We start from the raw sequence: 26,799 nt of genomic DNA on the forward strand, positions 1-26,799 counted from the left end.
AAAGGTTGGCGACCGATCCGCCCCACCACCACTCGCTGACGCGAGCGGTCCCCCTCCCCAAGCGAGCTTGGGGAGGAATGGTATCGTAGCCGTCAGCGAAGAGGCGTGACTTCCCAATCCTCCCCATCTCCGATGGGGAGGGGGACCGCGCCCGCAGGGCGTGGTGGAGGGGCCTTTCCGCGAAGACGGAAAGGTCGGCGACCGATCCGCCCCATGACCACTCGCTGACGCGAGCGGTCCCCCTCCCCAAGTGAGCTTGGGAGGAATAGGCTTCATCCCGTCACGGGACATTCGCGGGCATCGCATCACCGCGCCATGCGTGGCAGGATGCGGTGCCCGCTTGTTATGTCAGGATATGTCGATGCGCCTCGTCCCGCTGCTGTTGATCGGTCTGACCTCCGGCGTCGCGCTGGCGCAGGGGGCGGCGCAGCCCTTCACCGTCGCCGGGCGGGGCTTTCCGACACTGCAAGCGGCGGTGACGGCGATAGGAGATGGTGAGGGGACGATCCGCATCGCCCCCGGCACCTATCGCGAATGTGCGGTGCAGGGGGCGGGGCGGATCGCCTATGTCGCCGCCGAACCGGGCAAGGTCGTCTTCACCCGCATCGCCTGCGAGGGCAAAGCCGCGCTGGTGCTGCGCGGTCGCGGGGCGCAGGTCGACGGCATCGTGTTCAGCCATATCGAGGTGGGTGACGGCAACGGCGCGGGCATCCGTATCGAGAAGGGCCCGCTGACCGTCAGCAATGCGATGTTCCTCGACAGCCAGTCGGGTATCCTGTCCGCCGAGGATCCGAACGGCACGGTGGCGGTCGATCACTCGACCTTTTCGGGACTTGGCAACGATCCCACCGGCAACGGCGCGCACGGCATTTATCTGGGCCGCTACAAGAGCCTGAGGGTCGTGGCCTGCCGCTTCGAGCGCGGGCAGGGCGGTCATTACGTCAAGACCCGCGCGCCCTATGTCGAGGTGCTGGACAGCAGTTTCGACGACAGCCACGGCCACTCGACCAATTATATGATCGACCTGTCCAACGGCGCGAAGGGCCGGATCGCGGGCAACGAATTCGTCTTCGGCCGCGACAAGGACAATCACTCGACGCTGATCTCGGTCGCGCCGGAGGGGGCGAAGAACGATTCGTCGGGACTGGTGGTCGAGAATAATCGCGCGCGGCTGGCACCGGGCGCGGATTTCAAGCCGGTCTTCGTCGGCAACTGGTCGGGCGAGCCGCTGGTGATCCGGGGCAATATCCTGGGTGCGGGGATCACGCCGACGGCGCGGAAATGGTGAGCCCGGCGCGGAGCGGCTGACGCCCGACCGCCGCCTTTTGCCGCCCCTCGCGCGTGCGCCGCGCCAGATAGGTGTCGAGCCCGATCTGCGCCGCCATCAACTGGTAGAGAAAGGGGTTGAACGCGATCCCGACAAAGGCGCCGCCGAGCAGATAGATCATGTGCGCATGCTGAAGCGCGCCCGCCAATTGCCCACCCCAGTGCAGTGGATCGTCAGGCTGGCGATAGCGACGGCGAAGCGATTCCATCCGCAGCAGCCCGGCGATGTTGATGCCCAGCCACAGGAACAGCCCCGGCCAGCCCTGCTCACCCAGCATCTCGAAATAGCTGGAATGATAGGCGCGGGCATGGTCGGTGGTGACCTTCTGCTCCACCTTGCTGTCATGCGCGGAGCCCTGCACCGTGGTGATGTCATAGCGAAGGCTGTTCTGGAGATAGGCGTTGAAGCCGCCGCCAAAGGGGTTGGAGCTGACATAGTCGAGCGTCCATCGCCATACCGCGAGACGCGTCGAGGCCGATTCGTCGCCCTGATAGGTGCGGATCGTATTCATCCGTTGCGTATAGGAGGCGGGTAGCAGCGGCACGACCGCGACCCCCGCCGCCGCCAGCGCGCCGATATAGAGGAGGCGCCGCTTGACGTCGCGCAGCATCAGCACCGCGAGCAGTCCGATACACAACAGGCCCGTCCGTGCCGAGGTGCCGACCGGGATCAACAGGCAGGCGAAGATCAGTCCGAAGCCGAAGGCGCGCACCCGCCAGTCGGCCGGAAAGACGGTTCCATGCTTCATCAGCCACAGGATGACCGGGATCGCCGCCACCGCCACCGCCGAGATGATGCTGCCTTCGTACAGGCCGGTATTGTTGTTCACCATCAGGTTCAATTCGCCGTAACCGCCCCCGGAAAACAGCGTCTTGATCCCTCCGACGATGACGATCGAGGCGAGCGACAGGATCATGAAGAGCAGCAGCGACTCGATCCGCAACCGCGTCCGCAGGGTCAGCGGCAGGAACACGGCGAAGGCCAGCGCCTTCCACACCCAGTCCCACTTGTCCTTGGCCTCGACCGGAAAGTCCGCACCGAAATAGGTCGTCATCGCGCAATAGATCAGCAGCAGCAGGATCGCGCCCTGTCGCGCGGTGAACCGGCTGTCGCGCTTGTCGTCGGCGAACAGCCATCCGCCCAATGCCGCGACCACCGCGATCAGCGAGATCGGCACGGCGTTGAGCAGATAATAGGTCAGCCGCTGGGGCGAGACGATATCGATATAGATATAGACCAGCACCATCAGGAAGGGGCGGCGAAGCCCCATGCCGAACAGGCTGAACAGAAAGCCGATCAGGAACAGGTCACGCATCGGGGTGGCGTCCCGCCTTGGGTGGGCGCCCGCCACGCGGCGCGCGGTCGTCGCCCTCCTGGTCGAGGTCGCGACGACCAAGCAGCCGCCATGCCGCGATCAGCATCAGGCTGTGAGTGAGCAGAAGGGCAAAGCTGTCGATCATCGCCCGTCTTTCCGTCATCCGTTCGCCAGTGTTGGGAACGGCTTATTATCCGTCGGTTGACGCGACGTTAAGGGCTGGCATGACAGGCATATCGTCATGCGCATCCTGCACGTCCTCGACCATGGCCTGCCGCTGCAGAGCGGATACAGCTTCCGCACCCGAGCCATCTTGAAGGCACAGGAGGCGGCGGGGATGACCGTCGCCTCGGTGACGGGCCCGCGCCAGGGGGCGGCTTCGGAAGCGGTCGAGACGGTCGACGGCCTGACCTTCCATCGCACCCCCGTTTCCCCTGGACGTCCGGTCCGCTCCGGCCTGTTCGGGGAAGGCAGGGGGCTGGCGGCGCATGTCCGTGCGATCGAGGCGGCGGTGACGGCGTTCCGGCCCGACATTCTCCACGCCCATTCGCCCGTGCTCGATGCGCTGGCGGCATGGGTGGTGGCGCGGCGGCGGGGGTTGCCGCTGGTCTATGAGATCCGTGCCTTCTGGGAGGATGCGGCGGTCGGCAACGGCAACGGCACGGGCCGGGAGGGGTCTGCACGTTACCGCGTCACCCGCGCGATCGAGAGCTGGGCCTGCGCGCGGGCCGACGCGGTCGCCGTCATTTGCGAAGGGCTTCGCGGCGACCTGATCGCGCGGGGGATCGCGGCGGACAAGATCATCGTATCGCCCAACGGTGTCGACCTGACGGTCTTCGGAGCGCCCGCCCCGCGCGACGAGTCGCTGGCGGCGTCCTGCGGGCTGGTCGACGCCGAGGTGATCGGCTTCATCGGCAGCTTCTACGATTATGAGGGGCTCGACGATATGATCGCCGCGATGCCCCGGCTCGTGGCGGCGCGTCCCAAGGCGCGGCTGTTGCTGGTCGGCGGCGGTCCGATGGAGGCGGCGCTCCGTGCGCAGGCCGAGGCATCGCCGGTTGCGGATGCGATCCGCTTCGTCGGCCGCGTGCCGCATCAGGAGGTCGAACGCTATTACGGCCTGGTCGATGTCCTGGCCTATCCGCGCAAGAGGATGCGGCTGACCGATCTGGTCACCCCGCTCAAGCCGCTCGAGGCGATGGCGCAGCGGCGACTCGTCGCGGCGTCGGATGTGGGCGGGCATCGCGAGCTGATTCGTGACGGAGAGACGGGCACGCTGTTCCCCCCCGACGACCCGGATGCGCTGGCCGATGCGCTGTCGACCCTGCTGGCAGACCGCCCGATTTGGGACGCCCGGCGGGTCGCTGGCCGGGAATTCGTGGAAAAGGAACGCGATTGGGCGTCCAACATTCGCCGTTACGAACCTGTTTACCAGCGGCTATTACAGGGGGCTTCGACGAAAAGCCTATGACCTTCACCGCCACGCCCTCTTCGCATCGCTTCGCACCCGCCCTGGTCGGCGGGGCGTTCGGCGTCATCCTGGCCTTTCTGGTCCTGGTCGCACCTGGCTGGCGGCTGGAGATGCTGGTGGCGCAACTGAGCCTGGGGGATATCCTGTCCGCCGCGCAGCCGCCGTTGGGGACCAAGGCGCGGCTGCTGCTCGCGCTCGCCGCCGGGATCGGCGCGGGCGGCGTAAGCTGGGCGCTGGTCTATCTGCTCTGGGGGCCGGGGGGCCTGCTGGCGCGCAAGGCCCCCGTCGAACGCGAGGGTGACGAGGATTATGTGCCGTCGGTCCGGCGATCGGACCGGCATCCCGATGCACCGCCGCGTCGACCGCTTCACGCCGCCGAGCTTGGTGCGCCGCCACCGCCGGTCGATGAGGAGGTCGTCGAACGGACGTTGCCCGCCGATCTCGACCAGCCGCTGGCCGCCTATGACCCCGACGCGATCCTGTCGGTTCCACGCGAGCCGGTGCGCTCGCCTGCACCGCTGGCCGATGGGCCGGTGACCGCCGAGCCCATGCCCATCCCGTCGATGCGCGAGCCCGAGCGGACCGAGCCGGGCGCGTCCCTGCCACTGCCCGAGCGGGCGGAGGAGTCGATCGAGAAGATGCTCGAGCGACTCGAGCGCGAAACCGCGCTGCGCAAGGCGCAACGTTCGCATTGAGATCGGCCGCCCGGCCGGTCTATCGTCCCCGTCCGACAAATGACTGGATCGCGGCGATTCCCTCGCGGCCAGCGGCGGGAGGATCAGAATGCTGCGTTCCATTCCCCTTGGCCTGGCGGTCGCTGCACTGGCCGCGACGGGCGCACCGGCACGATCGACACCGACCTATAGCTGGGGCAAGCCCGGATCGACCCGCGCGCTGTTCGAAGGGGGTAGCCGCGCCTGCATGTTGAAGGCCGCCGGGCGCGACGTGGCCGGGGATGACGAGGCCAGGAAATATATCCGCGGCTTCGAGGTGCTCGAGCGCGAGAACAACATGCCCGCAATCGATCCGAACGAAACGGCGTTCGACAAGAGCGAGCGGCAGGTGAGGCTGCGGCGCATGTACCGACCGGACCAGCATGTCGACGCGTTACAGTCCCAACTCCAGGCGGAGGTGGACGGGTGCCTGATACGAACGGGCTACACCCGCTTCGCGCTGACGCGCGAGCAGGAGCGGGCGCTCAAGCGCCTCCGGCCGGGGTCGGAGGCGCGAAAGGCGTATCTCTATACCCTGGGCAGCGACGCGCGGATCGTCGAGGCGCAGAAGGTCGTCGATTAGCCGCCCTTCTTCCCTCGCCCCTCATAGAGGGGAGCGGGGAAAGGCTCTCGACCTCCACCGGCCACACGAAGAAAAGGCCCGCCCGGATCGCTCCGGACGGGCCTTCCCGCATCATAAGGGGCGAACCCGTTATGCCGCCAGGTTGCGCAGCACGTATTGCAGGATGCCGCCGTTCAGGAAATATTCCAGCTCGTTGACGGTATCGATGCGGCACTTGGTCAGGAAGGTCTCGGTCGAGCCGTCCTTGCGCGCCAGGATCACTTCGACATCCTGACGCGGGCGCAGGCCAGCGACGTTCTGGATGGTGAAGCTCTCCGAGCCGTCCAGCTTCAGCGTCTCGCGGGTCACGCCATCCGCGAACTGCAGCGGCAGGACGCCCATGCCGACCAGGTTCGAACGGTGGATACGCTCGAAGCTCTCGGTGATGACCGCGCGCACGCCGAGCAGGTTGGTGCCCTTCGCCGCCCAGTCGCGCGACGAGCCGGTGCCATATTCCTTGCCCGCGACGATGACGAGCGGCGTGCCATCGGCCTTGTGACGCATCGCTGCGTCATAGATCGGCATCACTTCGCCTTCGTACTTGGTCATGCCGCCTTCGACGCCCGGCACCATCTCGTTCTTGATGCGGATATTGGCGAAGGTGCCACGCATCATCACGTCATGGTTGCCACGACGCGCGCCATAGGAGTTGAAGTCCTTCTTGGCGACCTGATGCTCCTGCAGGAAGATGCCTGCGGGGCTGTCGGCCTTGATCGAACCGGCCGGGCTGATGTGGTCGGTGGTGATCGAGTCGCCCAGGATGGCGAGCGGCTTGGCCTCGATGATGTCGGTGACGGGCTTCGGCGTCATCTCCATGCCCTCGAAATAGGGCGGGTTGGCGACATAGGTGGAAGCGGCGGGCCACGCATAGGTGTCCGAGCCGGTCACTTCGATCGCCGACCACTTGGCGTCGCCCGCATAGACGTTGCCGTAGCGCGAGCGGAACATCTCGTCGTCGATGTTCGCATCCATCAGCGAACGGACTTCCTCGTTCGAGGGCCAGATGTCCTTCAGGTACACGTCCTGGCCGTCCTTGCCCTGGCCGATCGGCGTCTCACGCATGTCCTGCGTGACGGTGCCCTTCAGCGCATAGGCCACCACCAGCGGCGGCGAGGCGAGGAAGTTGGCGCGCACGTCGGGCGACACGCGGCCTTCGAAGTTGCGGTTGCCCGACAACACGCTCGCGGCGACGATGTCGTTGCCGTTGATCGCCTTCGAGATCGGCTCGGCGAGCGGACCCGAATTGCCGATGCAGGTGGTGCAGCCATAGCCGACCAGGTTGAAGCCGATCGCGTCGAGATCGGCGGTCAGGCCCGCCTTGTCGAGGTAATCGGTCACGACCTGCGAACCGGGGGCGAGCGAGGTCTTGACCCAGGGCTTGGGCTTCAGGCCCAGCGCGTTCGCCTTGCGGGCGACCAGGCCGGCGGCGACCAGCACGCTCGGGTTCGAGGTGTTGGTGCAGCTGGTGATCGCGGCGATCACGACGTCGCCGTCGCCGATGTCATGGCCACGATCGTCGACCGAGACGCGCGCGGGGGCGTCCTTCTTATAGACCTTGGCGAGGTCGGCGTTGAACACGTCGTCCACCTCGGTGAGCACGACCTTGTCCTGCGGACGCTTCGGACCGGCCAGCGACGGCACGACCGTCGACATGTCGAGTTCCAGCGTGTCGGTGAAGACGGGGTCGGCGGCATCGTCATGACGCCAGAAGCCGTTCGCCTTGGCATAAGCCTCGACCAGCGCGACATTCTCGTCCGAACGCGCGGTCAGGCGCATATAGTCGAGCGTCTTGTCGTCGACGGGGAAGAAGCCGCAGGTCGCGCCGTACTCGGGCGCCATGTTGGCGATCGTCGCACGGTCGGCGAGCGTCAGCGACGACAGGCCGGGGCCGTAGAACTCGACGAAGCGGCCGACCACGCCCTTGGCGCGCAGCATCTGGGTGATGGTCAGCACCAGGTCGGTGGCGGTGATGCCTTCCTGCAGCTTGCCGGTCAGCTTGAAGCCGACGACTTCCGGGATCAGCATCGACACGGGCTGGCCCAGCATCGCGGCTTCCGCCTCGATCCCGCCGACGCCCCAGCCGAGCACGCCCAGGCCGTTGATCATCGTCGTGTGGCTATCGGTGCCGACCAGCGTGTCCGGATAGGCGATCGCCGCCGAACCCTGCGCATGGTCGCCGGTCTCGGTCGAGGACCAGATCGCCTGGCCGATATATTCCAGGTTCACCTGGTGGCAGATGCCGGTGCCCGGCGGAACCACCGAGAAATTGTCGAGCGCCTTGGAGCCCCATTTGAGGAACTCATAGCGCTCCATGTTGCGCTGGTACTCGAGGTCGACATTGTCCTCGAACGCCTGCGGCGTGCCGAACTCGTCGACCATGACCGAGTGGTCGATGACGAGGTGGACGGGAACCTGCGGATTGATCTTGGCCGCGTCGCCGCCCAGCTTGGTGATCGCGTCGCGCATCGCGGCCAGATCGACCACGCAGGGAACGCCGGTGAAGTCCTGCATCAGCACGCGGGCCGGGCGATACTGGATCTCGCGGTCAGAACGCTGGGTCTTCTGCCAGTCGACGATCGCCTGGATATCCTCGCGCGTGACGGTCTTGCCGTCCTCGAAGCGCAGCAGGTTCTCCAGCAGCACCTTCATCGAGAAGGGCAGGCGGCTGATATCGCCGAGCTGCTCGGAAGCCTTGGAAAGGCTGAAATAATCATAGGTCTTACCATCGACGTTCAGCGTCGAGCGGGTCTTCAGGCTGTCCTGGCCTATCGCAGTCATGGGCGTCCCTTCTTGGTCGAGCCGAGCACGCCCGGGGGACACGGCAGCATGCAGCCGCGAGCAGGCGCGCCGGGAAAAAATCCGGTAGACGCCCGCGGCCTTAGCAATGGGTTGCGCCAGAGGGAAGGGTGTCGCGGCGGGAAAGCGCGGTGCGGCCCCCGGCTGTCCCGGTCACCGGTCGAATGCGTGGAAAAAGCGTGGAACAGGCACGCCGAATAACGGGTTCAGTCATGATGATTGGAGCTCGGACAATGCGCGGCCTGATGGTTTCACGATTTCCCACGCCCTGCCCGGGCCACGGAGCGGCCAGCGGGGCAAGGAACGGAGCGTCCACCGCGACCGGGTGGCGGCGATGACGCACGACCAGTCGAAATCCGCCCGTCGCCCCGACCAGATTGTGGCCGTCGGCCTGCTCACCCAGCGCGATCTCGACGTGCTCGGTTCGGGATTTCGCCGATCCTTCCCGGTCGAGGAGGACGCGGCGTTCGACGATCTGCTCCGCGCGCTCGACTCGATCGAAGGAATAAGGCTGCCGCACAAACCAGGGAACTGAGGCGTTTATCGACTCTCGTTAACCGGGTTCCGTTGCCGCCAGATCGGCGGTGATCGTCTATCGAAGTGCTTGGCGAGGCCCCATCGTCCCGGCTAGGGCGGATCCATGCCTGTACGGATCCTCCGGCGCGGCCGGAAAACGAGATGACGCCCGAACGTTTCGCCCTTCTCACGCGCCGCCATCGCGAATGCCTTCACGGCGTCAAGGCACTCAAGGGCTCCAAGGAAATCGCTGCCGAACTGGGCCTGGGTAAGTCCACGGTCGACACGTATCTCGCCGAAGCGGTACGATTGCTGGGCGCGCGCAACCGGCGTGACGCGGCGCTGGCCCTGGCCGAGTTCGAAGCGGGTATCGCGAGCCAAGGTGCTGCAATTGAACAAAAATCCACCCCGCATAAAATCATATCTGATTCTGCGGGGCTGGTTTCGGACACCGCCGCTATGCCAGTTCCGACCGCACCGGATGGGAGTACGGTCGGTGGGGCGGTGCAGGACGGCCATGTCCACGCATCGCCCCGCTTGTCCCTGCCATTCCGGCGACGCGGGCAGCGCCGCAACGACATGACGCTGGTCGAGCGACTGCTATGGATTCCGACCATCGCCATCGCGCTCGCCATCGGCTTTGGAATGCTGGCGATCGGACTGGATGCGATGACCCGAGTGATCGGCCGGATCGCGCACCTCGCCGGTTAAGAGGCGTCGGATAAGGGGCTGCCGACCCGCATCGTGCGGCAGGTTTACGTCAGCAACGGGGGGAAGGCGCGATGACGGGGGTTCGGGTGAGGCGGCGGTCACGCTCCATGGCGCAGGCGGCATCGGTTCGTGTTGCGGTCTGACGGGCCTTCCGGCGCGATGACCGCTTGTCCTTCTCCACGGCGGTGCGCGTCGTGATCCATATCCTCGTCTTCAATATCGTGCAGGGCGCGGTCTGCCTGTATGCGCTGCTGCTCGGCGGACGACCGGAACGATGGATCGCGGTCATGCTGCTCGCCGCGTCGCTGGCGACCTGGCTCGTGCCGTTCGATCCGTCGACCAGCTTCCGGTCGGTGGACATGCTGACGCTGGGCATCGACCTGACGCTGATGATCGGGCTGATCGTCGTGGCGATGCGGGCGAACCGGTTCTGGCCAGTGTGGCTGGCCGCGCTGCACCTTCTGGCGCTGGGTATCCACGGGGTGCGTGGGCTCGATAGCGACCTGATGCCGTGGATGTACGCGGCGGCGGCGGGGAAGCTGGCCTATCCGATGATCCTGATCCTGGCCCTGGGGGTGATGCGGCATCGGCGGCGGCTGGCCTTATATGGGCGCGATCCCGACTGGGCCCGGTCGTGGGGCGGCGCGAGGGAGCGTTCATCATGATGTCTGATCTTCGCCTGCTCCACTGGCCCGAAGAGGATCGCGCGAGCTTCGCCGAATTCTCGAGCATCATGACCGACGTCCAGGCACGCATCCAGGCGATCTCGGGCGAGGCGGGCGGCGTGCCCGTCCCGCGACCGCCGCGCGTACCGACGTCGCGCGAATGCGCCGCGATGATCCTGCGACATCGGCGCGACGTGCGGGCGATGGCGGGGGAGGATGGCGATCTGTTCGGCGATCCCGCCTGGGAGATCATGCTGGCGGTGTTCGTCGCCGATCCGCCGCGGGACGACGCGGCGGCGCTGGAGGCGGCTGGCGTGTCGATCGACGGCTCGGTCGGTGCGCGCTGGATCCGCCTGTTGATCATGCGCGGTTGGGTGGAGCGCACCGGCGACGGGATGCTGTGTGCCACCACCAAGGGCGAGGCGATCCTGCGGGGCTATTTCGAGCGGCTGTGAGCCCGGCCGGGAGGCCGTGCAACTCCCGGCGCGCCCAAGGGTTCAATCCGGACGGGTAACGGGCAAGGAGATCATGACATGGCCGAAGAATTCGGAAATGGCGGCGGTGCGGGTGCGATCGGTGGCGATATGGGGGCGGGCGCCTTCACCGACCGGATGAAGGGCGCGGGCGAAGCGATGAAGGCGTCCGGGCAGAAAATGGCCGAGGGTGGCTCGGCGGTGACGCTCAAGATGCTGGATCAGGCGGAAACCAACACGCGTGAGGCCTTTGCCGCGATGCGTGCGGCGGCGGCCGCGAGCGACCTGTCCGACGTGATGCGGATCCAGACCGAATTCCTTCGCGAGCAGGGCAATCGCTCCATGTCGCAGGCACGGGAGATCGGCGAGCTGATCGCGCAGTTCGGGCGCGACGCGATCGGCGCGGCGCGCGGGCCGAAGCAGGACTGACCCGAAACCCGCCGCTCGTTCCTCCCGATAGGGAAACGAGCGGCAGACTTCATTGGCCCGGTGTGGCCGCGACCGGGCCGTTGGGCGTGGCGTCGAGCAGCGAGTCTCCACCCAGCGCGCGGTAGAGCGACACCCGGTTGCTCGCATCGACCAACTGGGTGGCGATCACCGTCCGCTGCGCCGAATAGAGCGAGCGCTGTGCATCCAGCGTATTGAGGAACGGCGTGATCCCACCGCGATAGCTCGCATCGGTCAGTCGATAGGTATCGGTCGCGGCGTTCAGGAAGCGGCGATTGGCCCCGAGCTGGTCCGCGATCGTACCCTGGCGAGCCAGCGCATCGGCGGTTTCCTGGAACGCGGTCTGGATCGCCTTTTCATAGGTCGCCAGCGCGGCATCGCGCTGGGCCTGCGAATATTGGACATTGGCGATCCCCGCGCCCGCCTGAAAGATCGGATAGCTGATCGCGGGGGCCACCGAATAGTTGAAGCTGCCACCCGAGAAGAGCGAGGTCAGCGCGGTGCTGGCGAAGCCGACCAGCCCGGTCAGCGAAATGCGCGGGAACAGTGCCGCGCGCGCCGCGCCGATCTGTCCATTGGTGGCGCGGAGCAGATATTCCGCCTGCACCACGTCGGGACGGCGGAGCAGGATGCCGGAATCGAGACCCGCGGGGAGCGCGGCGATCGTCGGCGATGCCTCTTCGATCGAACGCGGCAACAGGCTGGGGTCGATCGGCGCGCCGACCAGCAGTTGCAGCGCGTTGATGTCCTGCGCGACGAGGGTCTTCTGCTGCGCCAGATCGGCCTGTGCCGTCGCCAATATCTGTTCGGCCTGCCGCACATCGGTACGCGGCGCGATCCCGCCGTTCAGCCGCGCGCGGGTGAGGGTAACGCTTCGCTCGGCACTGGCCGCGGTCTGTTGCGCGATGACCAGAAGGCTCTGGTCCGCCCCGTAATTCAGCCATGCATCCGCGATGTCGCCGACCAGCGTCAGCCGGGTCGCCCGTGCCGCCGCCTCGGTCGCGAAATAGCGGTCGAGCGCCGCGCCGGTCAGCGAGCGGATGCGCCCGAACAGGTCGAGTTCGAACGCCGTGGTGCCCAGGTTGACCGACCAGGCGCTGCCGCTGTTCGAGCTGGTCACGATCGTGCCGCCGGTGTTGCCGGTCCCCGTGCCGACGCCGCCCGTACCGGTGCCAGTGCCCGTTCCCGTCCCGCCCGTGCCGGTCCCGACGCCGCCGGTCCCGGTTCCGGTCCCGCCATTGCCGACCGCCTGGCTGGCCGCGCCGCCCGAGCCGCGATCGGTATAGCTGTAGCGCCCGGTCGCATCGATCTGCGGGAACAGGCTGCCGCGCTGGATCCGGTATTGCGCGCGGGTGGAGGCGATATTGGCGGCGGCGATGCGCAGGTCGCGGTTGTTGGACAGCGCCTGCACGATCAACCGTTGCAGCCGGGCGTCGCGGAACACGTCGGTATAGCGCACCGTCGGCAATGCCGCCTCCGACTGGCGGAGATAGGCGTCGCCGACCGGCCAGGAGGTCGGCACCGGCGTCGCCGGCCGCTCATATTTGGGGGCGAGCGAACAGCCGGAAAGCGCGGTCGCGGCCAGCAGCAAGGCGGGCAGGGGAGACGGGATACGCATCATGCCTTCTCCGCCTCGGGCACGTCGGGCGTCGGACGATGCCCCGCGCCATGTTCGCTCATCGGCTTGCCACGCAACCGCGCCAGCCCGTTGCGGACCGACCGGCGGACGAGCACGAAGAACAGCGGGATGTAGAAGATCGCCAGCACCGTCGCGGTCAACATGCCGCCGATCACCGCGGTGCCGATCGCGATACGGCTGTTCGCGCCCGCGCCGGTCGAGATGGCGAGCGGCAGCACGCCGAAGATGAAGGCGAAGCTGGTCATCAGGATCGGCCGCAGACGGATCTTGGCCGCCTCCAGCGCGGCGTCGATGACGCGCTTGCCCTGTTTCTCCGCCTGTTCCGCGAACTCGATCATCAGGATGGCGTTCTTCGCCGCCAGCCCCATGGTCGTGAGCAGCCCGATCTGCAGATAGACGTCGTTGGTCAGCCCGCGCAGCGTCACGAACGCCACCGCGCCGATCAGGCCGAGCGGGATGATCAGCAGCACCGCGAACGGGATCGACCAGCTTTCATAAAGTGCGGCCAGGCACAGGAACACGACCAGGATCGACAGGCCGTACAGCACCGGCGCCTGTCCGCCCGACAGCCGCTCCTGATAGGACAGACCCGCCCAGGCGATCGAGGTGCCGGGGATTTCCGCCGCCAGCTCGGTCATGCGCTGCATCGCGTCGCCCGAGCTGTAGCCCGGCGCGGCCGACCCCTGGAATTCATAGGAGGTGATGCCGTTGAAGCGCGACAGCGTCGTCGGCGCGACGCCCCAGTTGATCGTCGAGAAGGACGAGAAGGGCGCCATCTGGCCGCTCGACCCGCGCACGAACCATTGCTTGAGGTCTTCGGGCTCGGCGCGATACGGCGCGTCGCCCTGGACGAAGACGCGCTTGACGCGGCCACGGTCGATGAAGTCGTTGACGTACTGGCCACCCCAGGCGGTCGACAGGGTCGAGTTCACCTGTTGCTGTGTCAGCCCCAGCGCCGACAGCTTCTGCTGGTCGAGATCGACGCGCAGCGTGGCGATGTCGGGCAACTCGGTCAGGCGGACCGAGGACAGCTTGGGGTCGGCATTGGCCTTGGCGAGCAACTGGTCGCGGATCGCCTCGAACTTTTCGAGCGGCATGCCCGAGATGTTCTGCAGCTCCATGGTGAAGCCGTCCGACTGGCCGAGACCCCGGATCGCGGGGGGTACGAGCGCGAAGACCTGCGCGTCGCGCAGTCCCCGGAACGCGGCGGAGGCGCGACCGGTGATCGCGTCGGCGCCGTTTTCCTTGCCCTTGCGGTCCTTCCAGTCGACGAAGTTGATGAAGCCCTGGCCGGTATTCTGACCGCTGGTGCCGCCGCCGCCGCCACCGGCGACCGAGAACAGCACCGAGACGTTCTTGCCTTCATGCTGGGCGAAATAATCCTCGACCCGCTTCTGGATTTCCATCGTCCGGCCCTGCGTCGCACCGGCGGGCAGGCGGAACTGGATCAGTGCCGAACCCTGGTCCTCGGTCGGCAGGAAGCCGGTGGGCAGGCGCAGGAACAGTACCGCGAGCAACGCGACCACGCCCGCATAGATCAGCAGGAACAGCCATTTGCGGTCGACCACGGTCCGTACCGCCGAGACGTATTTCTCGACCGTCCAGTCGAAGCGGCGGTTGAAGCCGTCCTTCGCGCGCTGCAACCCATGGGCCACGCGCGGAAATTTGCGATCGAGCCATGCGCCTTCCTCATGTTCCTTGGCCTTCTGCTTGAGGAGGCTGGCGGTCAGGGCGGGGCTGAGGATGATCGCGACGGCGACCGACAGGATCATCGCCGAGACGATGGTGATCGAGAACTGGCGATAGATGACGCCGGTCGATCCGCCGAAGAACGCCATCGGCAGGAACACCGCCGACAGGACGAGCGCGATCGCGATGAGTGCGACGGTGATCTCGTTCATCGACTCGATCGTGGCGTCACGCGGAGTCATGTCGGGATTTTCCTCGAGCAGGCGCTCGACATTCTCGACGACGACGATCGCGTCGTCGACCAGAAGGCCGATCGCCAGCACCAGTCCGAACAGGGTCAGCGTGTTGATCGAGAAGCCCGCCAGATAGAAGATGGCGAAGGTGCCCAGCAGCACGACCGGCACCGCGATCGTCGGGATCAGCGTCGCGCGCCAGCTTTGCAGGAAGACGAACATGACGATCACGACCAGGATGATCGCCTCGATCAGCGTCTTGACCACCTCGTCGATCGACAGCTTGATGAACGCCGTCGTGTCGTTGGCATAGGCGATCTTAAGGCCCGGCGGGAAGGTCTTGGCGACGCTGCTGATCTCCGCCTTCACCAGCTCGGCGGTCTTCAGCGCGTCGGCACCCGGCGCCATCAGGACCGCGATACCCGCGCCCGGATGCTGGTTGATCCGGCTGACCGCGGCATAGCTTTCCGCGCCCAGCTCGATCCGCGCCACGTCGGACAGCTTGACCGTCGCACCGTTGTTGAGCGTCTTGACGATGATCTCACGGAACTGTTCGGGTGTCTGGAGCCGCGACTGCGACGTGACGGTGGCGTTGAGCATCTGCGTGCTCGCCGACGGCGTGCCGCCGATTTCGCCCGCCGCGACCTCGGTATTCTGGTTCTGGATCGCGGTGACGATGTCCGAGGGCATCAGCGAATAGGAGGCGAGCCGTTCCGGGTTGAGCCAGATGCGCATCGCATATTGCGAACCGAAGACGTTGGTGTCGCCCACGCCCTGGATACGGCCCAGCGGATCCTGGAGGTTGGAGACGAGATAGTCGGAGACGTCCTGGTTCGTCATCCGGTTCGTCTCGTCATAGACGCCCGCGATCAACAGGAAGTCGGGGTTCGACTTGCGGACGACCAGACCCTGTTGCTGCACCTGCTGCGGCAGGCGCGCGACCGACTGCTGGACCTGATTCTGGACCTGCACCTGTGCGATGTCGGGATCGGTGCCCTTGGCGAAGGTCGCGGTGATCGTCACCGAGCCACGGCTGGACGAGGAGGACTGGAAATAGAGCAGGCCGTCGATGCCGGTCAGCTGCTGTTCGATGACCTGCGTGACCGAATTCTGGAGCGTCTGCGCCGACGCGCCGGGGAAGGTGGCGCGGATCGAGACCTGGGGCGGGGCGACGTCGGGGTATTGCGCGATGGGCAGGCCCAGGATCGCGCCGACGCCCGCCAGCATGACGATGATGGCAAGAACCCATGCGAAGATGGGGCGATCGATGAAGATGCGGCTGAGCATGTCTCCGTCAGCCCGCCTTGCCCTTGGCGGCTTGCATCTTCTTCATCTGTTCGGGCGAGGGCGGCTGGACCTTTTGCGGGGTGTTGGCGGGCACCGCCTTCACGCTCTGGCCCGCACGCAGATTGGCGAGGCCCTGGGTCACGATCCGGTCGCCGGGCTTCAGCCCGTCCGTGACGACCCAGAAGGCGCCCTGCGTGCGTTCTGCCTTGACCGTGCGCTGCTGCACCTTGTCGTCCTGGCCGACGACGAACAGCGTCGCATTGCCCTTCGGATCGCGGGCGATCGCCTGCTGCGGCACCAGATAGGCGCTGGTGTCGATCGCCTGTGCGAAGCGCGCGCGCACGAACATGCCGGGCAGCAAGAGCCCCTGGCCGTTGGGGAAGCGCGCGCGCAGCGTGACCGTGCCGGTCTGCGGATCGACTACCGCTTCGGCGAACTCGACCGTGCCGGTCTGGCCATAGTCGGTGCCGTCCTCCAGCCGCAGCGAGACCCGCGCGCTGGCGGGGATCAGGCCGTCGCGCGCCGACAGGCTGCGGCGAAGCGAGAGCAGGTCGGCGGCCGATTGCTGGATGTCGACGAAGATCGGGTCGAGCCGCTGGATCTGGGCCAGCGGATCGGTCTGGCTGGCGCTGACCAGCGCGCCGACGGTGAAGAGCGAACGGCCGATCCGCCCGCTGATCGGGGCGGGGACGGTGGTGAATTGCAGATTGACCCGCGCGGTGTCCAGCGCGGCGCGGGTCTGTGCGACCTGAGCCGCCGCCTGCCGGGCGGAAGCCTGCGCATTGGTATAGTCCTGCTTCGAGATCGCCTCGATCTGCGCCAGCGGGCGGTAGCGTTCGGCGAGCGTGCGGGTCGCCTCGGCATTGGCCTGCGCACTCTGCAGATTGGCGGCGGCCTGGTTCACCGAGGCGCGATACAGGCGCGGGTCGATTTCGTAGAGCGGCTGGCCGCGCTTCACCAGCGAGCCTTCGGTGAAGAAGCGGCGGCGGATGATACCGGTCACCTGCGGGCGGACGTCGGAGCTTTCGAAGGCGGTGGTTCGCGCGGCCAGTTCGGTCACGATCGGGGCATTGGTCGGCTGCACCGTCACATAGCCGACGGTCGGCGTCTGTTGCTGCCCACCGGCCTGACCCTTGGCCGCACCGCCCTTGTCGCCGCCGCCACACCCCGACATGGTCACCAGCGCCAGTACCATGGCCGTACCGGCAAGCGCCCGGCGCCCGCGAAAGCCTGGAAAGTTCAAATCGTCCACCTGCCTGAAATGCCGAGCGGGAACCCGGCTCGCGCGTCAATGCGCGATCCGGGCAAACGTTGCTGTCTCATGTCAAATTGCACAAGTTAAGTTGGAAAAGGCAAGCGTTGATGGCCTATTCCGCGATGCCTTATTTGTCGCAATTTGTCGCGCCGCCGCAAAATTGCACGGCCGGGAGCCTTTGCGGTCCTGAAGCATTTCTGGATGCACATGAACGATCGGGACGCCGACAAGCGCCTTGCCGCCACCGCCGCGGTGCAAGAGGTATGCGACGACATGCTGGTGGGCCTGGGAACGGGCTCGACGGCGGCACATGCCATTGCCGCGCTGGCGGACCGTCGTCTGCGGATCGAGACGGTCGCGACGTCCGTGGCAAGCGCGACCATGGCGGAATCGCTGGGCCTTGCGGTTCGGGATTTCGCCGAGGTGGCGCGGATCGATATCGCGATCGACGGCGCCGATGCGATCGACGCGCGGCTTCACGCGGTGAAGGGCGCGGGCGGGGCGATGCTGCGGGAAAAGGTGGTCGCGGATGCCGCCACCCGGATGATCGTCATCGCCGACGGCTCCAAGCGGGCGACACGGCTCGGCGGCGTGGCCCTGCCGGTCGAGGTCCTGCCATTCGCGCGGCGCTATGTCATGGGGCAGCTCGCGAACCACTTCGTTCGCCTGGTCGAGCGGCCGGACTATCGGACGGACAATGGCAATATCGTGATTGATGGCCATGGCTGGGACGACACCGCCTTGATCGCGCTGGCGGATTCTTTGGTAGCGATACCAGGCGTTGTCGGGCATGGTCTGTTTCTGCGTGAAATCGATGCCGCCTATATTGCGGATAACGGGATCGTTACCCGGCTGGAACGGGGACGGAACCCGCGCTAAGGCCGGACGCGCATGGCAACCAGAGCGAGCGCGGAGGCGTTCGATCGCATAAGACAAGGATGAGGCCAGACTCCATGACCGATGCCACCACCCACGCCGTGGCCGATACCCATCTGCACGAAGACGGGTCGATCGAGCGACTGACCATCGACACCATTCGCACCCTGTCGATGGACGCGGTGCAGCAGGCCAATTCGGGCCATCCCGGCACGCCCATGGCGCTGGCACCGGTCGGTCACACCGTCTGGTCGAAGTTCCTGCGCTACGATCCCGCACATGCGGACTGGCCCAATCGCGACCGCTTCGTCCTGTCGGTCGGCCATGCCTCGATGCTGCTCTACTCGCTGATCCACCTGGCGGGGATCGAGGAGATCGACGCGGACGGCAAGAAGTCGGGCAAGCCCGCGCTCAGCCTCGAAGACCTGAAGGGTTTCCGCCAGCTCAATTCCAAGACGCCGGGTCATCCCGAATATCGCCACACCACCGGCGTCGAGACGACGACCGGTCCGCTGGGCGCGGGCTGCGGCAATTCGGTCGGCATGGCGATCGCCGAGCGCTGGCTGGCGGCGCACTTCAACCGCGAGGGTTTTCCGGTCTTCGACCATGATGTCTATGTCGTCTGCGGCGACGGCGACATGATGGAGGGCGTCGCGTCCGAGGCCGCCTCGACCGCCGGACACCTCAAGCTTTCGAACCTCTGCTGGATCTACGATTCGAACCATATCTCGATCGAGGGCGGCACCGACATCGCGTTCGACGAGGATGTGGGCAAGCGGTTCGAGGCCTATGGCTGGAACGTCCTTCACGTCGACGACGCGAACGACGTGGGCGCGCTGACCGCCGCGCTCGACAATTTCAAGGCGACGACCGACAAGCCGACCTTCATCGTGGTGAAGTCGGTGATCGGCTATGGCAGCCCCAAGGCGGGCAGCGAGAAGGCGCATGGCGAGCCGCTGGGCGACGATGCGATCCGTGCGACCAAGAAGGCCTATGGCTGGCCCGAGGACGCCAGGTTCCTGGTCCCCGACGGCGTGCGCGAGGCCTTTCAGGGCGCGATCGAGAAGCGCGGCAAGCCGCTGCGCGACGAATGGGTCGCGATGGTCGACAAGTATCGCGCGGCCTATCCCGAGCTCGCCGCCGAACTCGACGCGATGCTCGCCGACACGCTGCCGGAAGGCTGGGACGCCAATATTCCGGTGTTCGAGACCGATGCCAAGGGCATCGCCAGCCGCGACTCGGGCGGCAAGGTGCAGAATGCCATCGCCGCCAAGGTGCCGTGGCTGATCGGCGGCTCGGCCGACCTCGCGCCGTCGACCAAGACGCTCATCAAGGATGGCGGCTCGTTCCAGGCGGGCAGCTATGACGGTCGCAACATGCATTTCGGCGTGCGCGAGCATTCGATGGGCGCGATCGTGGACGGCATGGCGCTATCGCATCTGCGTTCCTACGGCGCGACCTTCCTGGTCTTCTCCGACTATATGCGCGCGCCGATCCGCCTCGCCGCGATCATGGAGATCGGCGCGGTGTTCGTCTTCACGCACGACTCGATCGGCGTGGGCGAGGACGGTCCGACCCACCAGCCGATCGAGCATCTGGCGACGCTGCGCGCGATCCCCGGCCTCGATACCATCCGGCCGGGCGACGCGAACGAGGTCGCCGAGGCGTGGCGCTGCGCCATCGAGTCGGCCAGCCACCCGACCGCGCTGATCTTCTCGCGCCAGGCGTTGCCGACGCTGGATCGCGGCAAGTACGCGGCTGCCTCGGGCGTGAAGAAGGGCGGCTATGTGCTCGCCGATTGCGACGGCACGCCCGACCTGATCCTGATTGCGACGGGCTCGGAACTGTCGCTGGTGACGGACGCCTATGAGACGCTGAAGGCGGAAGGGCGGAAGGTCCGCGTCGTCTCGCTGCCGAGCTGGTATCGGTTCGAGTTGCAGGATGCGGCCTACAAGGAAAGCGTCCTGCCGCGCGCCGTCACCAAGCGGCTGGCGGTCGAGCAGGCCGGGTCGATGGGCTGGGACCGCTATGTCGGGTTCGAGGGGCGGACGGTCACCATGTCGACCTTCGGCGCGTCGGCACCGCTCGCCAAGTTGCAGGACAAGTTCGGTTTCACCCACGACAATGTCGTGAAGGTGGCCCGCGAAATGCTGGAGACCAAGTGATGAGCAAGCTGTCGGAACTGGGCGCCAAGGGCTGCGCCCCCTGGCTCGATTTCGTCGATCGCAAGTTCCTCGAGGCGAAGGGCCTGGAAAAGCTCGTCGCCGAGGACGGGCTGACCGGTGTCACCTCCAACCCGTCGATCTTCGAAAAGGCGATGGGGCATGGCGACGCCTATGACGCGACGCTCGCCGCCTTCGACAAGGAAAATCCCGGCGCGGCGACGATCGACCGTTACGAGCATCTGGCGATCCAGGACATCAAGGCGGCGGCGGAAACGCTCAAGCCCGTCTATGACAAGCTCGACGCCAAGGACGGCTATGTCAGCCTGGAGGTGTCGCCCTATATCGCCGACGACACCGACGCGACCATCGCCGAGGCCGAGAAGCTTTGGCACGCGGTCGATCGCCCCAACCTGATGATCAAGATCCCCGGCACCGATGCGGGTGCTCCGGCGATTTCGGCGACGATCGTCAAGGGGATCAACGTCAACGTGACGCTGCTCTTCTCGCAGGCCGCCTATATCAAGGTGGCGGAGGCCTATGCCGCCGGGCTCGAAGAGCGGGTGAAGGCCGGGCAGCCGATCGATCGGATCGCCAGCGTCGCCAGCTTCTTCGTCAGCCGCATCGACTCGGCGATCGACAAGAAGATCGACGATCGCATCGCCGCCGGTGATGCCGAGGCCGATGCGTTGAAGGCCGTGCGCGGCAAGGTCGCCATTGCCAACGCCAAGATGGCCTATCAATGGTATCTGAACTTCCTGAAGTCCGACCGCTGGCAGGCGCTGGCCGCCAAGGGTGCCCAGCCGCAGCGGCTGCTCTGGGCGTCGACGGGCACCAAGGATCCGTCCTTCCCGGACACGCTCTATATCGACACGCTCATCGGGCCGGACACGGTCAACACCATGCCGCCCAAGACGATGGACGCCTTCCGCGATCATGGCACGGTGGCCGATACGCTGACCGCCGACATCGACGAGGCCAAGCATGTGTTGGCCGAGGCCGAGCGGCTGGGCCTGGACCTGGACGGCGTCACCGACACGCTGGTCGCGGAGGGGGTCGCCTCCTTCGTCAAGGCGTTCGACGACCTGCTCGGCGCGATCGGCAAGAAGCAGCCGGCGGCCTGATCCCGGCGGGCCCCCTCCCCAAAGCGGGGAGGGGGCCTTTCTCTTTGCAGCCCCTCTCTTTGTAACGACAGTAACGGAGTTCCCGCATGAAGATCGGTCTGGTCGGCCTTGGCCGCATGGGTGGCAATATCGCACGCCGCCTGATGCAGGCGGGGCATCAGGTGGTGGCCTGGGATCGCAGCGACGAGGCGGTGCAGAAGCTCGCCGCCGACGGCGCCGAAGCCGCCACGGGGCTGGAGGACATGGCCACCAAGCTCGCCGAAAAGGCGATCTGGTGGGTGATGCTGCCCGCCGGTGGTCCGACCGAGGACACGATCGCGGAAATCGCCAAGCTCGCCAAGGACGGCGACGTCGTCATCGATGGCGGCAACAGTTTCTACAAGGACGATATCCGTCGGTCGAAGATGCTGGCCGAACAGGGCATCCATTATGTCGACGTCGGTACCTCGGGCGGCGTCTGGGGTCTGGAGCGCGGCTATTGCATGATGATCGGCGGCGATGACGAGACGATCGATCATCTCGACCCGATCTTCGACGCGCTGGCCCCCGGTCTGGGCGACATTGTCCGCACGCCGGGCCGCGTCGCCGCCAAGGTCGATCAGCGTGCCGAAAAGGGGTATATCCATGCGGGCCCCGCCGGTGCGGGGCACTTCGTCAAGATGATCCACAACGGCATCGAATATGGCCTGATGCAGGCCTATGCCGAGGGCTTCGATATCCTGAAGTCGAAGAACAGCGACAAGCTGCCCGAGGACGAGCGCTTCGACCTCAACCTTACCGATATCGCCGAAGTCTGGCGTCGCGGCAGCGTGATCTCCTCCTGGCTCCTCGACCTGACCGCGATCGCGCTGGCGAAGGACGAGATGCTGGAGCAGTTCTCCGGCCATGTCGCGGATTCGGGCGAGGGACAGTGGACGATCGATGCCGCGATGGAGGAGAAGGTCCCCGCCAACGTCCTGACCGCCTCGCTCTTCGCGCGCTATCGCAGCCGGATCGAGCACACGTACGGCGACAAGGTGTTGTCGGCGATGCGCTTCGGCTTTGGCGGCCACACCGAAATCCCGCAATGAGCGAGCCCATCCGGCTGGTCGTATCGGACGTCGACGGCACGCTCGTCGATCCGGACAAGAAGCTCCGCGCCGCCACCGTCGCCGCCGTCAAGCGGCTGGAGGCGGCGGGGGTCGGCTTCACCATCATCAGCGCCCGGCCCCGCTCGGGCCTGGGCTGGCTGGCGGACGAACTGGCGATCGACGCGCCGATCGGGGCGTTCAACGGCGGCACCGTGTTCGGGCGCGACGGCGCGATCGACGCGCGGTTCCGCGTTCCGGCGGAGGTGGTGAACGACGTGCTGGCCATGGCGGCGGACAAGCCCGTCGCCATCTGGGTCTTCGCCGATGATCGCTGGTACGCCAGCAGCGGCGAGGGCACCCATGTCGAGCATGAGCGCAAGGCCTCGTCGCAGGAACCGGAGATCACGCAGGACTTCGCAAGGCTGGCCGACAAGGTCGACAAGATCACGCTGGTCAGCGACGATGCCGAATTGTTGCGCGGGCTGCTCGACCGCGCCAACGCCAAGCATGGCGAGGCGGCGACGATCGCCCAGTCGCAGACCTATTATCTCGACGTCACCGCATCGAAGGCGAACAAGGGCGACGGAGTCGAGACACTCGCGAAGGCGTTCGGAGTTCCATTGTCGCAGGTGGCGGTGCTCGGCGATCAGGCCAATGATCTTCCCATGTTGAGACGCGCCGGCCTGCCGATCGTCATGGCCAATGCGCCCGATGCTGTTAAGGAGCAGGTGTCGGTACACACCCGTTCCAACGCGGACGACGGCGTGGCCCATGCCATCGATCATATCATCATGCCCAGAATCGGAGTGCCTTCATGAAGCAACTGGTTGCGTTCGACCTCGACGGTACGCTGGCCGAGAGCAAACAGCCGCTTGGCGATCCGATGGGAGAGGCGCTGGCCGACCTGCTCGACGTCGCGCATGTCGCGGTGATCTCGGGTGGCGACTGGCCGCAATTCGACAAGCAGGTGGCCAGCCGCCTGCCGGAGCGCGCCGACCGCAGCAAGCTGTGGCTGATGCCGACCACGGGAACCAAGCTCTACACCTATCAGGACGGTAGCTGGACGACCGTCTACGCCGAGCTGTTCGACGATGCGACCAAGGCGAAGATCCTCGAGGCATTCGACGCCTCGCTGGAAGCGACCGGCTTCGTGCCCGAGCAGACCTGGGGCGAGCGGATCGAGGATCGCGGCAGCCAGATCACCTTCTCGGCACTCGGCCAGCAGGCGCCGATCGATGCCAAGGAACATTGGGATCCCAAGTTCGAGAAGCGCAAGGTCATCCAGGCCGATCTCAAGCAGCGCCTGCCGGGCCTGTCGATCAACATGGGCGGCGCGACCTCGATCGACATCACCCGCGAGGGCGTCGACAAGGCTTATGGCCTCAAGAAGCTGCGCGACGCGAGCGGCATTCCGCTCGATGACATGATGTTCATCGGCGACGCGATCTTCCCGGGCGGCAACGACTACCCCGCCAAGGAACTGGGCCTCGACACGGTGCGCGTCCGCGATCCGGAAGAGACGCTGGCGGTCATCGCGGGGATCGTCGCCTGTCTGAAGTGAATGACGCAGGGGGCGACGCGCGCGCATCGATGATCCTGCGCGCGCGGACGACCCCCGCGCACGAGGCGGTGGATGCCGCCTATGGGCAGTATCGGTTGGACGATCGGGAGGGCTACACCGCCTTCCTGATCGCCCATGCCCGCGCGCTGCCGCCGGTCGAGGCCTGGCTGGCCGGGAAGGGGATCGCATTTCCCTGGCGCTCCCGCCGCGCGGCACTGGCGGCGGATCTGTCCGCGCTGGGGCGGGACATGCCCGAACCGCTGGCGTTCGATCTGCCCGATGACGATGCCGCGCGCTGGGGCGCGCTCTACGTTACCGAGGGATCGCGGCTGGGCGGCGTGATGCTGGCGCGGCAAGTGGGTGAGCAGTTGCCCAGGGCCTATCTCGAATCGGGGTTCGGCCCGGGGGAGTGGCGCGACTTTCGCCTGGCGCTGGACTCGGCGGCTGGTGACGACGACTGGATCGCGCGCGCGGTGTCGGCGGCCGAGCGGGTGTTCGCGCTCTACGGGCGGGCCGCTTAGGTCGTTGGCGGCGAAGGCCAGGGGAATCCCTCCGCCCGAAGCCGATCAATCCGCGATCGGGGCGATCACGATCGCGCGCAGGCCCGGCTGGTTGTTGTCATATTCAATCGTACCCGACAGGCGCTGCATCATCGCCGCCATCATCCGGCTGCCGAAGCCGCGACCTTCGCCGATCTCGTCGTCGCTCTTTCCGCGCCCCTCGTCCGCGACGATCAGCCGCAGCCGGTTGCCATATTGCTCGAGCGTGATGGTCACCGGCCCCGCCGCGCCGTCATAGGCATATTTGGTGGCGTTGATGATCAGCTCGGTCGTGACCAGCCCCAGATTGACCGCACGATCGGTCGGCATCAGCACCGGCGTCAGGTCCAGTCGCATCATCGCCGACCAGTCGCGGCCCAGCGACTGGCGCATGTCGCCGACCAGATCCTCGAGATAGCGGGCAAGGTCGACCGTCTGGATCTGGTCGTCGCGGTACAGCCGTCGGTGGACCAGCGCCACCGCCGAGAGGCGCGCCTGCGCCTCCTGCAACTGCTCGCGCACACGCGGATCATTCGCCGCCTTCGCCTGGAGCGACAGGAAGGAGGACACGAGCTGAAGGCTGTTCTGGACCCGGTGATCCACCTCCTTCATCAGCACGTCCTTCTGCTGGAGCAGGGCGTCCTTGTCGTCCAGCGTCCGCTGCAACGCGGTGTTGAGGCCGCGCAGCCTCTGGTTCTGCGATGCGTCGTGCAGCGCGCGACGAAGCCGATGCGCGGATTCGACCTCTTCCATCGTCCAGCGGCGCGACCGGCCACGAACCGTTTCGCGCCAGCTTTCGAACGAGGCGCGCGGGGTCAGCGTAGCGTCGGGGGTGAGCGCCACCGACTTGTGCGGATTGCCCGCCCACTCCACTTCCTCGACCTGCTCGGCGCGGAACCATAGCAGGGTGATGCCGCCATCGATCAGCGGCAGCGCGAGCAGCCCGCTGGCGGTCGAGGCGAGCGGGGCACTCATGGGAAAGGCCGCCGACAGTTCGTGCGTGACGAACAGCTCGCCGCCACTCCGCGCGGTCACCGCCTGGGCGAGGTCGAGCGTGGCGAGCGTCGGCGGGCAGAGGCCATGCTCGTGCACCTTGCCGCCCGTGACGATGGCAAAGCCGGATCCGCCGAGCATCGCCATCATGTCGGGCATCAGCCGCCGGATCGCGGGGACGATCTCGCCCAGGCCGATCAGGCGCGGCAGGATGCCGTCCTCCGCCGCGCGCAGGCGCAACCGCTCGCGGTAGAGTTCGGCCTCCTCCCGCGCACGGATCTGGCGGGCGAGGCCGCTGGCGAGCGCGGCGGCGGCGGCGCGCAGCTCGGCGGACAGGCGGCGGGGGGTGTAATGGTGACAGGCGACCATTCCCCACAGGATGCCGTCCTTGACGATCGAGATCGACGCCGATGCCGCCACGCCCATATTGGCCATGTAGCGAAGATGGATCGGCGACACGCTGCGCAACGCGACGTCGCTGAGGTCCAGCGTCTCGAACCCGGCGGGACGCAGCGGCGCGGGGGTATAGGCGATGTCGGGGATGCTGCGCGTCCGGTTGCGGACATAGAGCGCGCGCGCCTGTTTCGGAATGTCCGAGGACGGGAAGTGATGATGGAGGAAGGACGGCAATTCGGGCGCGCGCGCCTCGGCGACCACGCGGCCCGCATCCTCGTCGAGGAAGCGATAGACCATGACCCGGTCGAACCCGGTCAGCATCCGAAAGGTCGTCGCGGCGCGATCGAACAGCATCGCCAGGTCGCCGGTCCGCTCGAAACTGGTGGCGGCGGCGTCGAGCCAGGCCAGCGGACTGCCGCGACCCCAGGGCGCGTCGGCGATGCCGGGCTCCAGCTCGATCAGGATGCGCTCCCCGGCGACGCGATGCGCGGTCACCGAAAAGGCCTCGGCCAGCCCCTCTACGGGAATGGCGGCGACAACCGAGCCGGGGCCGATCGGCATCGCGGCGACCATCTGCGCCACGTCGTCACCCAATAGCGCGGCGAGCGGCTGGTCCAGCCAGTCGGCGGCGAGCCGCTCCTCGATCGCACCTGCCCCCGCGACGGTCCGCTGCGTCGCGGCGTCGACGACCAGCAACAGCCCATGGGGCTGGATCGCGCCGGGAATATGAATGGGTTCCCGATCGCAGGCGGTAATGTCCTGGCCTGGATCGGTGGCAACGGGACGGCTGGCCATCAGGTAGAAAATTCCTCTCGCGCCCGTCGCATGACGGGTTTCGAGTAAAGTTGCAAATGCCTGGATCAACCATTTGATCCCGGAACGCACCGATAGACCGTATCATCCCGGAACGAAGATTGCG

General features: G+C 66.6%; 23 protein-coding genes. 16 read left to right on the forward strand and 7 right to left on the reverse strand.

Annotation, left to right across the window (positions count from 1 at the left end):
- Nucleotides 1-361: 361 nt before the first annotated feature.
- On the forward strand, nt 362-1,288 hold the full coding sequence (locus tag LRP66_RS04695) for a right-handed parallel beta-helix repeat-containing protein (RefSeq protein WP_230481349.1): 927 nt from the start codon (nt 362-364) through the stop codon (nt 1,286-1,288).
- Here LRP66_RS04695 and LRP66_RS04700 read toward each other — a convergent pair.
- A complete protein-coding gene (locus LRP66_RS04700) occupies nt 1,263-2,642 on the reverse strand; it encodes a putative O-glycosylation ligase, exosortase A system-associated (protein WP_230481350.1) in 1,380 nt (459 codons plus the stop codon). The two genes, LRP66_RS04695 and LRP66_RS04700, sit on opposite strands and share 26 nt — an antisense overlap.
- Entirely contained in the window at nt 2,635-2,787 is a 153-nt protein-coding gene (locus LRP66_RS04705) for a hypothetical protein (protein ID WP_230481351.1), read from the reverse strand. Before LRP66_RS04705 ends, LRP66_RS04700 begins: the two co-directional genes overlap by 8 nt.
- Before the next feature lie 96 nt (nt 2,788-2,883).
- Here LRP66_RS04705 and LRP66_RS04710 point away from each other — a divergent pair, with 96 nt between their 5' ends.
- The 3 genes from LRP66_RS04710 to LRP66_RS04720 all read left to right on the forward strand — a co-directional run bounded on the left by LRP66_RS04710 (nt 2,884) and on the right by LRP66_RS04720 (nt 5,409).
- Nucleotides 2,884-4,113, forward strand: coding sequence for a TIGR04063 family PEP-CTERM/XrtA system glycosyltransferase (locus LRP66_RS04710; protein ID WP_230481352.1), 1,230 nt, complete (start codon nt 2,884-2,886; stop codon nt 4,111-4,113).
- Nucleotides 4,110-4,808, forward strand: coding sequence for a hypothetical protein (locus LRP66_RS04715; protein WP_230481353.1), 699 nt, complete (start codon nt 4,110-4,112; stop codon nt 4,806-4,808). The genes LRP66_RS04710 and LRP66_RS04715 overlap by 4 nt, the downstream gene beginning before the upstream one ends.
- A gap of 88 nt (nt 4,809-4,896) precedes the next feature.
- Nucleotides 4,897-5,409 (forward strand): hypothetical protein, encoded by a 513-nt coding sequence (locus LRP66_RS04720; RefSeq protein WP_230481354.1) that lies wholly within the window; start codon nt 4,897-4,899, stop codon nt 5,407-5,409.
- A 129-nt stretch (nt 5,410-5,538) separates the two neighbouring features.
- Here LRP66_RS04720 and acnA read toward each other — a convergent pair whose 3' ends face one another.
- On the reverse strand, nt 5,539-8,226 hold the full coding sequence (gene acnA / locus LRP66_RS04725) for an aconitate hydratase AcnA (protein ID WP_230481355.1): 2,688 nt from the start codon (nt 8,224-8,226) through the stop codon (nt 5,539-5,541).
- A gap of 352 nt (nt 8,227-8,578) precedes the next feature.
- Here acnA and LRP66_RS04730 point away from each other — a divergent pair, with 352 nt between their 5' ends.
- From LRP66_RS04730 to LRP66_RS04750, 5 genes are all read left to right on the forward strand, one after another.
- Nucleotides 8,579-8,779 carry a hypothetical protein gene (locus LRP66_RS04730; RefSeq protein WP_230481456.1) on the forward strand — a complete coding sequence of 67 codons (201 nt, stop codon included), beginning with the start codon at nt 8,579-8,581 and terminating at the stop codon, nt 8,777-8,779.
- 143 nt (nt 8,780-8,922) lie between these two features.
- Nucleotides 8,923-9,471, forward strand: a complete 549-nt coding sequence (locus LRP66_RS04735; RefSeq protein WP_230481356.1) for a helix-turn-helix domain-containing protein — start codon at nt 8,923-8,925, stop codon at nt 9,469-9,471.
- Between the two features lie 167 nt (nt 9,472-9,638).
- A complete protein-coding gene (locus tag LRP66_RS04740; protein ID WP_230481357.1) occupies nt 9,639-10,136 on the forward strand; it encodes a hypothetical protein in 498 nt (165 codons plus the stop codon).
- Nucleotides 10,133-10,591, forward strand: coding sequence for a hypothetical protein (locus tag LRP66_RS04745; RefSeq protein ID WP_230481358.1), 459 nt, complete (start codon nt 10,133-10,135; stop codon nt 10,589-10,591). Before LRP66_RS04740 ends, LRP66_RS04745 begins: the two co-directional genes overlap by 4 nt.
- A gap of 78 nt (nt 10,592-10,669) precedes the next feature.
- Entirely contained in the window at nt 10,670-11,038 is a 369-nt protein-coding gene (locus LRP66_RS04750; protein ID WP_230481359.1) for a phasin family protein, read from the forward strand.
- A gap of 49 nt (nt 11,039-11,087) precedes the next feature.
- On the opposite strand, the gene LRP66_RS04755 is transcribed toward LRP66_RS04750, so the two are convergent.
- Genes LRP66_RS04755 through LRP66_RS04765 form a run of 3 tightly spaced genes read right to left on the reverse strand, consistent with a single transcriptional unit; the run spans nt 11,088 to nt 17,099 of the window.
- Complete coding sequence (locus LRP66_RS04755) at nt 11,088-12,674, reverse strand: efflux transporter outer membrane subunit (protein WP_443026658.1); 1,587 nt, start codon at nt 12,672-12,674, stop codon at nt 11,088-11,090.
- The gene (locus LRP66_RS04760) at nt 12,674-15,904 is read right to left on the reverse strand and encodes a multidrug efflux RND transporter permease subunit (protein WP_230481361.1); all 3,231 of its coding nucleotides are present in this window, start codon (nt 15,902-15,904) and stop codon (nt 12,674-12,676) included. Before LRP66_RS04760 ends, LRP66_RS04755 begins: the two co-directional genes overlap by 1 nt.
- 7 nt (nt 15,905-15,911) lie before the next feature.
- Nucleotides 15,912-17,099 carry an efflux RND transporter periplasmic adaptor subunit gene (locus LRP66_RS04765; protein ID WP_443026659.1) on the reverse strand — a complete coding sequence of 396 codons (1,188 nt, stop codon included), beginning with the start codon at nt 17,097-17,099 and terminating at the stop codon, nt 15,912-15,914.
- Nucleotides 17,100-17,366: 267 nt separating this feature from the next.
- On the opposite strand from LRP66_RS04765, the gene rpiA reads away from it, so the two are divergent.
- The 7 genes from rpiA (at nt 17,367) to LRP66_RS04800 (ending at nt 24,473) form a co-directional block, all read left to right on the forward strand.
- The gene (gene rpiA, locus LRP66_RS04770) at nt 17,367-18,038 is read left to right on the forward strand and encodes a ribose-5-phosphate isomerase RpiA (RefSeq protein WP_230481363.1); all 672 of its coding nucleotides are present in this window, start codon (nt 17,367-17,369) and stop codon (nt 18,036-18,038) included.
- A 74-nt stretch (nt 18,039-18,112) separates the two neighbouring features.
- A complete protein-coding gene (tkt, locus tag LRP66_RS04775; protein WP_230481364.1) occupies nt 18,113-20,200 on the forward strand; it encodes a transketolase in 2,088 nt (695 codons plus the stop codon).
- The gene (gene tal, locus LRP66_RS04780; RefSeq protein WP_230481365.1) at nt 20,200-21,321 is read left to right on the forward strand and encodes a transaldolase; all 1,122 of its coding nucleotides are present in this window, start codon (nt 20,200-20,202) and stop codon (nt 21,319-21,321) included. The genes tkt and tal overlap by 1 nt, the downstream gene beginning before the upstream one ends.
- Before the next feature lie 86 nt (nt 21,322-21,407).
- Nucleotides 21,408-22,391: a phosphogluconate dehydrogenase (NAD(+)-dependent, decarboxylating) gene (gene gnd, locus LRP66_RS04785; protein WP_230481366.1), complete on the forward strand. Its 984-nt coding sequence runs from the start codon at nt 21,408-21,410 to the stop codon at nt 22,389-22,391.
- Nucleotides 22,388-23,209, forward strand: coding sequence for a Cof-type HAD-IIB family hydrolase (locus LRP66_RS04790; protein WP_230481367.1), 822 nt, complete (start codon nt 22,388-22,390; stop codon nt 23,207-23,209). Before gnd ends, LRP66_RS04790 begins: the two co-directional genes overlap by 4 nt.
- Nucleotides 23,206-23,952, forward strand: coding sequence for an HAD-IIB family hydrolase (locus tag LRP66_RS04795; RefSeq protein ID WP_230481368.1), 747 nt, complete (start codon nt 23,206-23,208; stop codon nt 23,950-23,952). The genes LRP66_RS04790 and LRP66_RS04795 overlap by 4 nt, the downstream gene beginning before the upstream one ends.
- Before the next feature lie 29 nt (nt 23,953-23,981).
- Nucleotides 23,982-24,473, forward strand: a complete 492-nt coding sequence (locus LRP66_RS04800) for a biliverdin-producing heme oxygenase (RefSeq protein WP_230481369.1) — start codon at nt 23,982-23,984, stop codon at nt 24,471-24,473.
- Between the two features lie 45 nt (nt 24,474-24,518).
- Here the strand turns inward: LRP66_RS04800 and LRP66_RS04805 are convergent, their stop codons facing one another.
- On the reverse strand, nt 24,519-26,675 hold the full coding sequence (locus LRP66_RS04805) for a histidine kinase dimerization/phosphoacceptor domain -containing protein (RefSeq protein WP_230481370.1): 2,157 nt from the start codon (nt 26,673-26,675) through the stop codon (nt 24,519-24,521).
- Between the last annotated feature and the right edge of the window lie 124 nt (nt 26,676-26,799).

Source organism: Sphingomonas sp. Leaf21 (assembly GCF_916858675.1).
Classification (GTDB): Bacteria; Pseudomonadota; Alphaproteobacteria; order Sphingomonadales; family Sphingomonadaceae; genus Sphingomonas.

Bases quoted from the DNA above. Each gene is read 5' to 3' on its own strand.
- LRP66_RS04695 (WP_230481349.1), top strand. From the start codon at position 362: ATGCGCCTCGTCCCGCTGCTGTTGATCGGTCTGACCTCCGGCGTCGCG.
- LRP66_RS04700 (WP_230481350.1), bottom strand. From the start codon at position 2,642: ATGCGTGACCTGTTCCTGATCGGCTTTCTGTTCAGCCTGTTCGGCATG.
- LRP66_RS04705 (WP_230481351.1), bottom strand. From the start codon at position 2,787: ATGATCGACAGCTTTGCCCTTCTGCTCACTCACAGCCTGATGCTGATC.
- LRP66_RS04710 (WP_230481352.1), top strand. From the start codon at position 2,884: ATGCGCATCCTGCACGTCCTCGACCATGGCCTGCCGCTGCAGAGCGGA.
- LRP66_RS04715 (WP_230481353.1), top strand. From the start codon at position 4,110: ATGACCTTCACCGCCACGCCCTCTTCGCATCGCTTCGCACCCGCCCTG.
- LRP66_RS04720 (WP_230481354.1), top strand. From the start codon at position 4,897: ATGCTGCGTTCCATTCCCCTTGGCCTGGCGGTCGCTGCACTGGCCGCG.
- acnA (WP_230481355.1), bottom strand. From the start codon at position 8,226: ATGACTGCGATAGGCCAGGACAGCCTGAAGACCCGCTCGACGCTGAAC.
- LRP66_RS04730 (WP_230481456.1), top strand. From the start codon at position 8,579: ATGACGCACGACCAGTCGAAATCCGCCCGTCGCCCCGACCAGATTGTG.
- LRP66_RS04735 (WP_230481356.1), top strand. From the start codon at position 8,923: ATGACGCCCGAACGTTTCGCCCTTCTCACGCGCCGCCATCGCGAATGC.
- LRP66_RS04745 (WP_230481358.1), top strand. From the start codon at position 10,133: ATGATGTCTGATCTTCGCCTGCTCCACTGGCCCGAAGAGGATCGCGCG.
- LRP66_RS04750 (WP_230481359.1), top strand. From the start codon at position 10,670: ATGGCCGAAGAATTCGGAAATGGCGGCGGTGCGGGTGCGATCGGTGGC.
- LRP66_RS04755 (WP_443026658.1), bottom strand. From the start codon at position 12,674: ATGCGTATCCCGTCTCCCCTGCCCGCCTTGCTGCTGGCCGCGACCGCG.
- LRP66_RS04760 (WP_230481361.1), bottom strand. From the start codon at position 15,904: ATGCTCAGCCGCATCTTCATCGATCGCCCCATCTTCGCATGGGTTCTT.
- LRP66_RS04765 (WP_443026659.1), bottom strand. From the start codon at position 17,099: ATGGTACTGGCGCTGGTGACCATGTCGGGGTGTGGCGGCGGCGACAAG.
- rpiA (WP_230481363.1), top strand. From the start codon at position 17,367: ATGAACGATCGGGACGCCGACAAGCGCCTTGCCGCCACCGCCGCGGTG.
- tkt (WP_230481364.1), top strand. From the start codon at position 18,113: ATGACCGATGCCACCACCCACGCCGTGGCCGATACCCATCTGCACGAA.
- tal (WP_230481365.1), top strand. From the start codon at position 20,200: ATGAGCAAGCTGTCGGAACTGGGCGCCAAGGGCTGCGCCCCCTGGCTC.
- gnd (WP_230481366.1), top strand. From the start codon at position 21,408: ATGAAGATCGGTCTGGTCGGCCTTGGCCGCATGGGTGGCAATATCGCA.
- LRP66_RS04790 (WP_230481367.1), top strand. From the start codon at position 22,388: ATGAGCGAGCCCATCCGGCTGGTCGTATCGGACGTCGACGGCACGCTC.
- LRP66_RS04795 (WP_230481368.1), top strand. From the start codon at position 23,206: ATGAAGCAACTGGTTGCGTTCGACCTCGACGGTACGCTGGCCGAGAGC.
- LRP66_RS04800 (WP_230481369.1), top strand. From the start codon at position 23,982: ATGATCCTGCGCGCGCGGACGACCCCCGCGCACGAGGCGGTGGATGCC.
- LRP66_RS04805 (WP_230481370.1), bottom strand. From the start codon at position 26,675: ATGGCCAGCCGTCCCGTTGCCACCGATCCAGGCCAGGACATTACCGCC.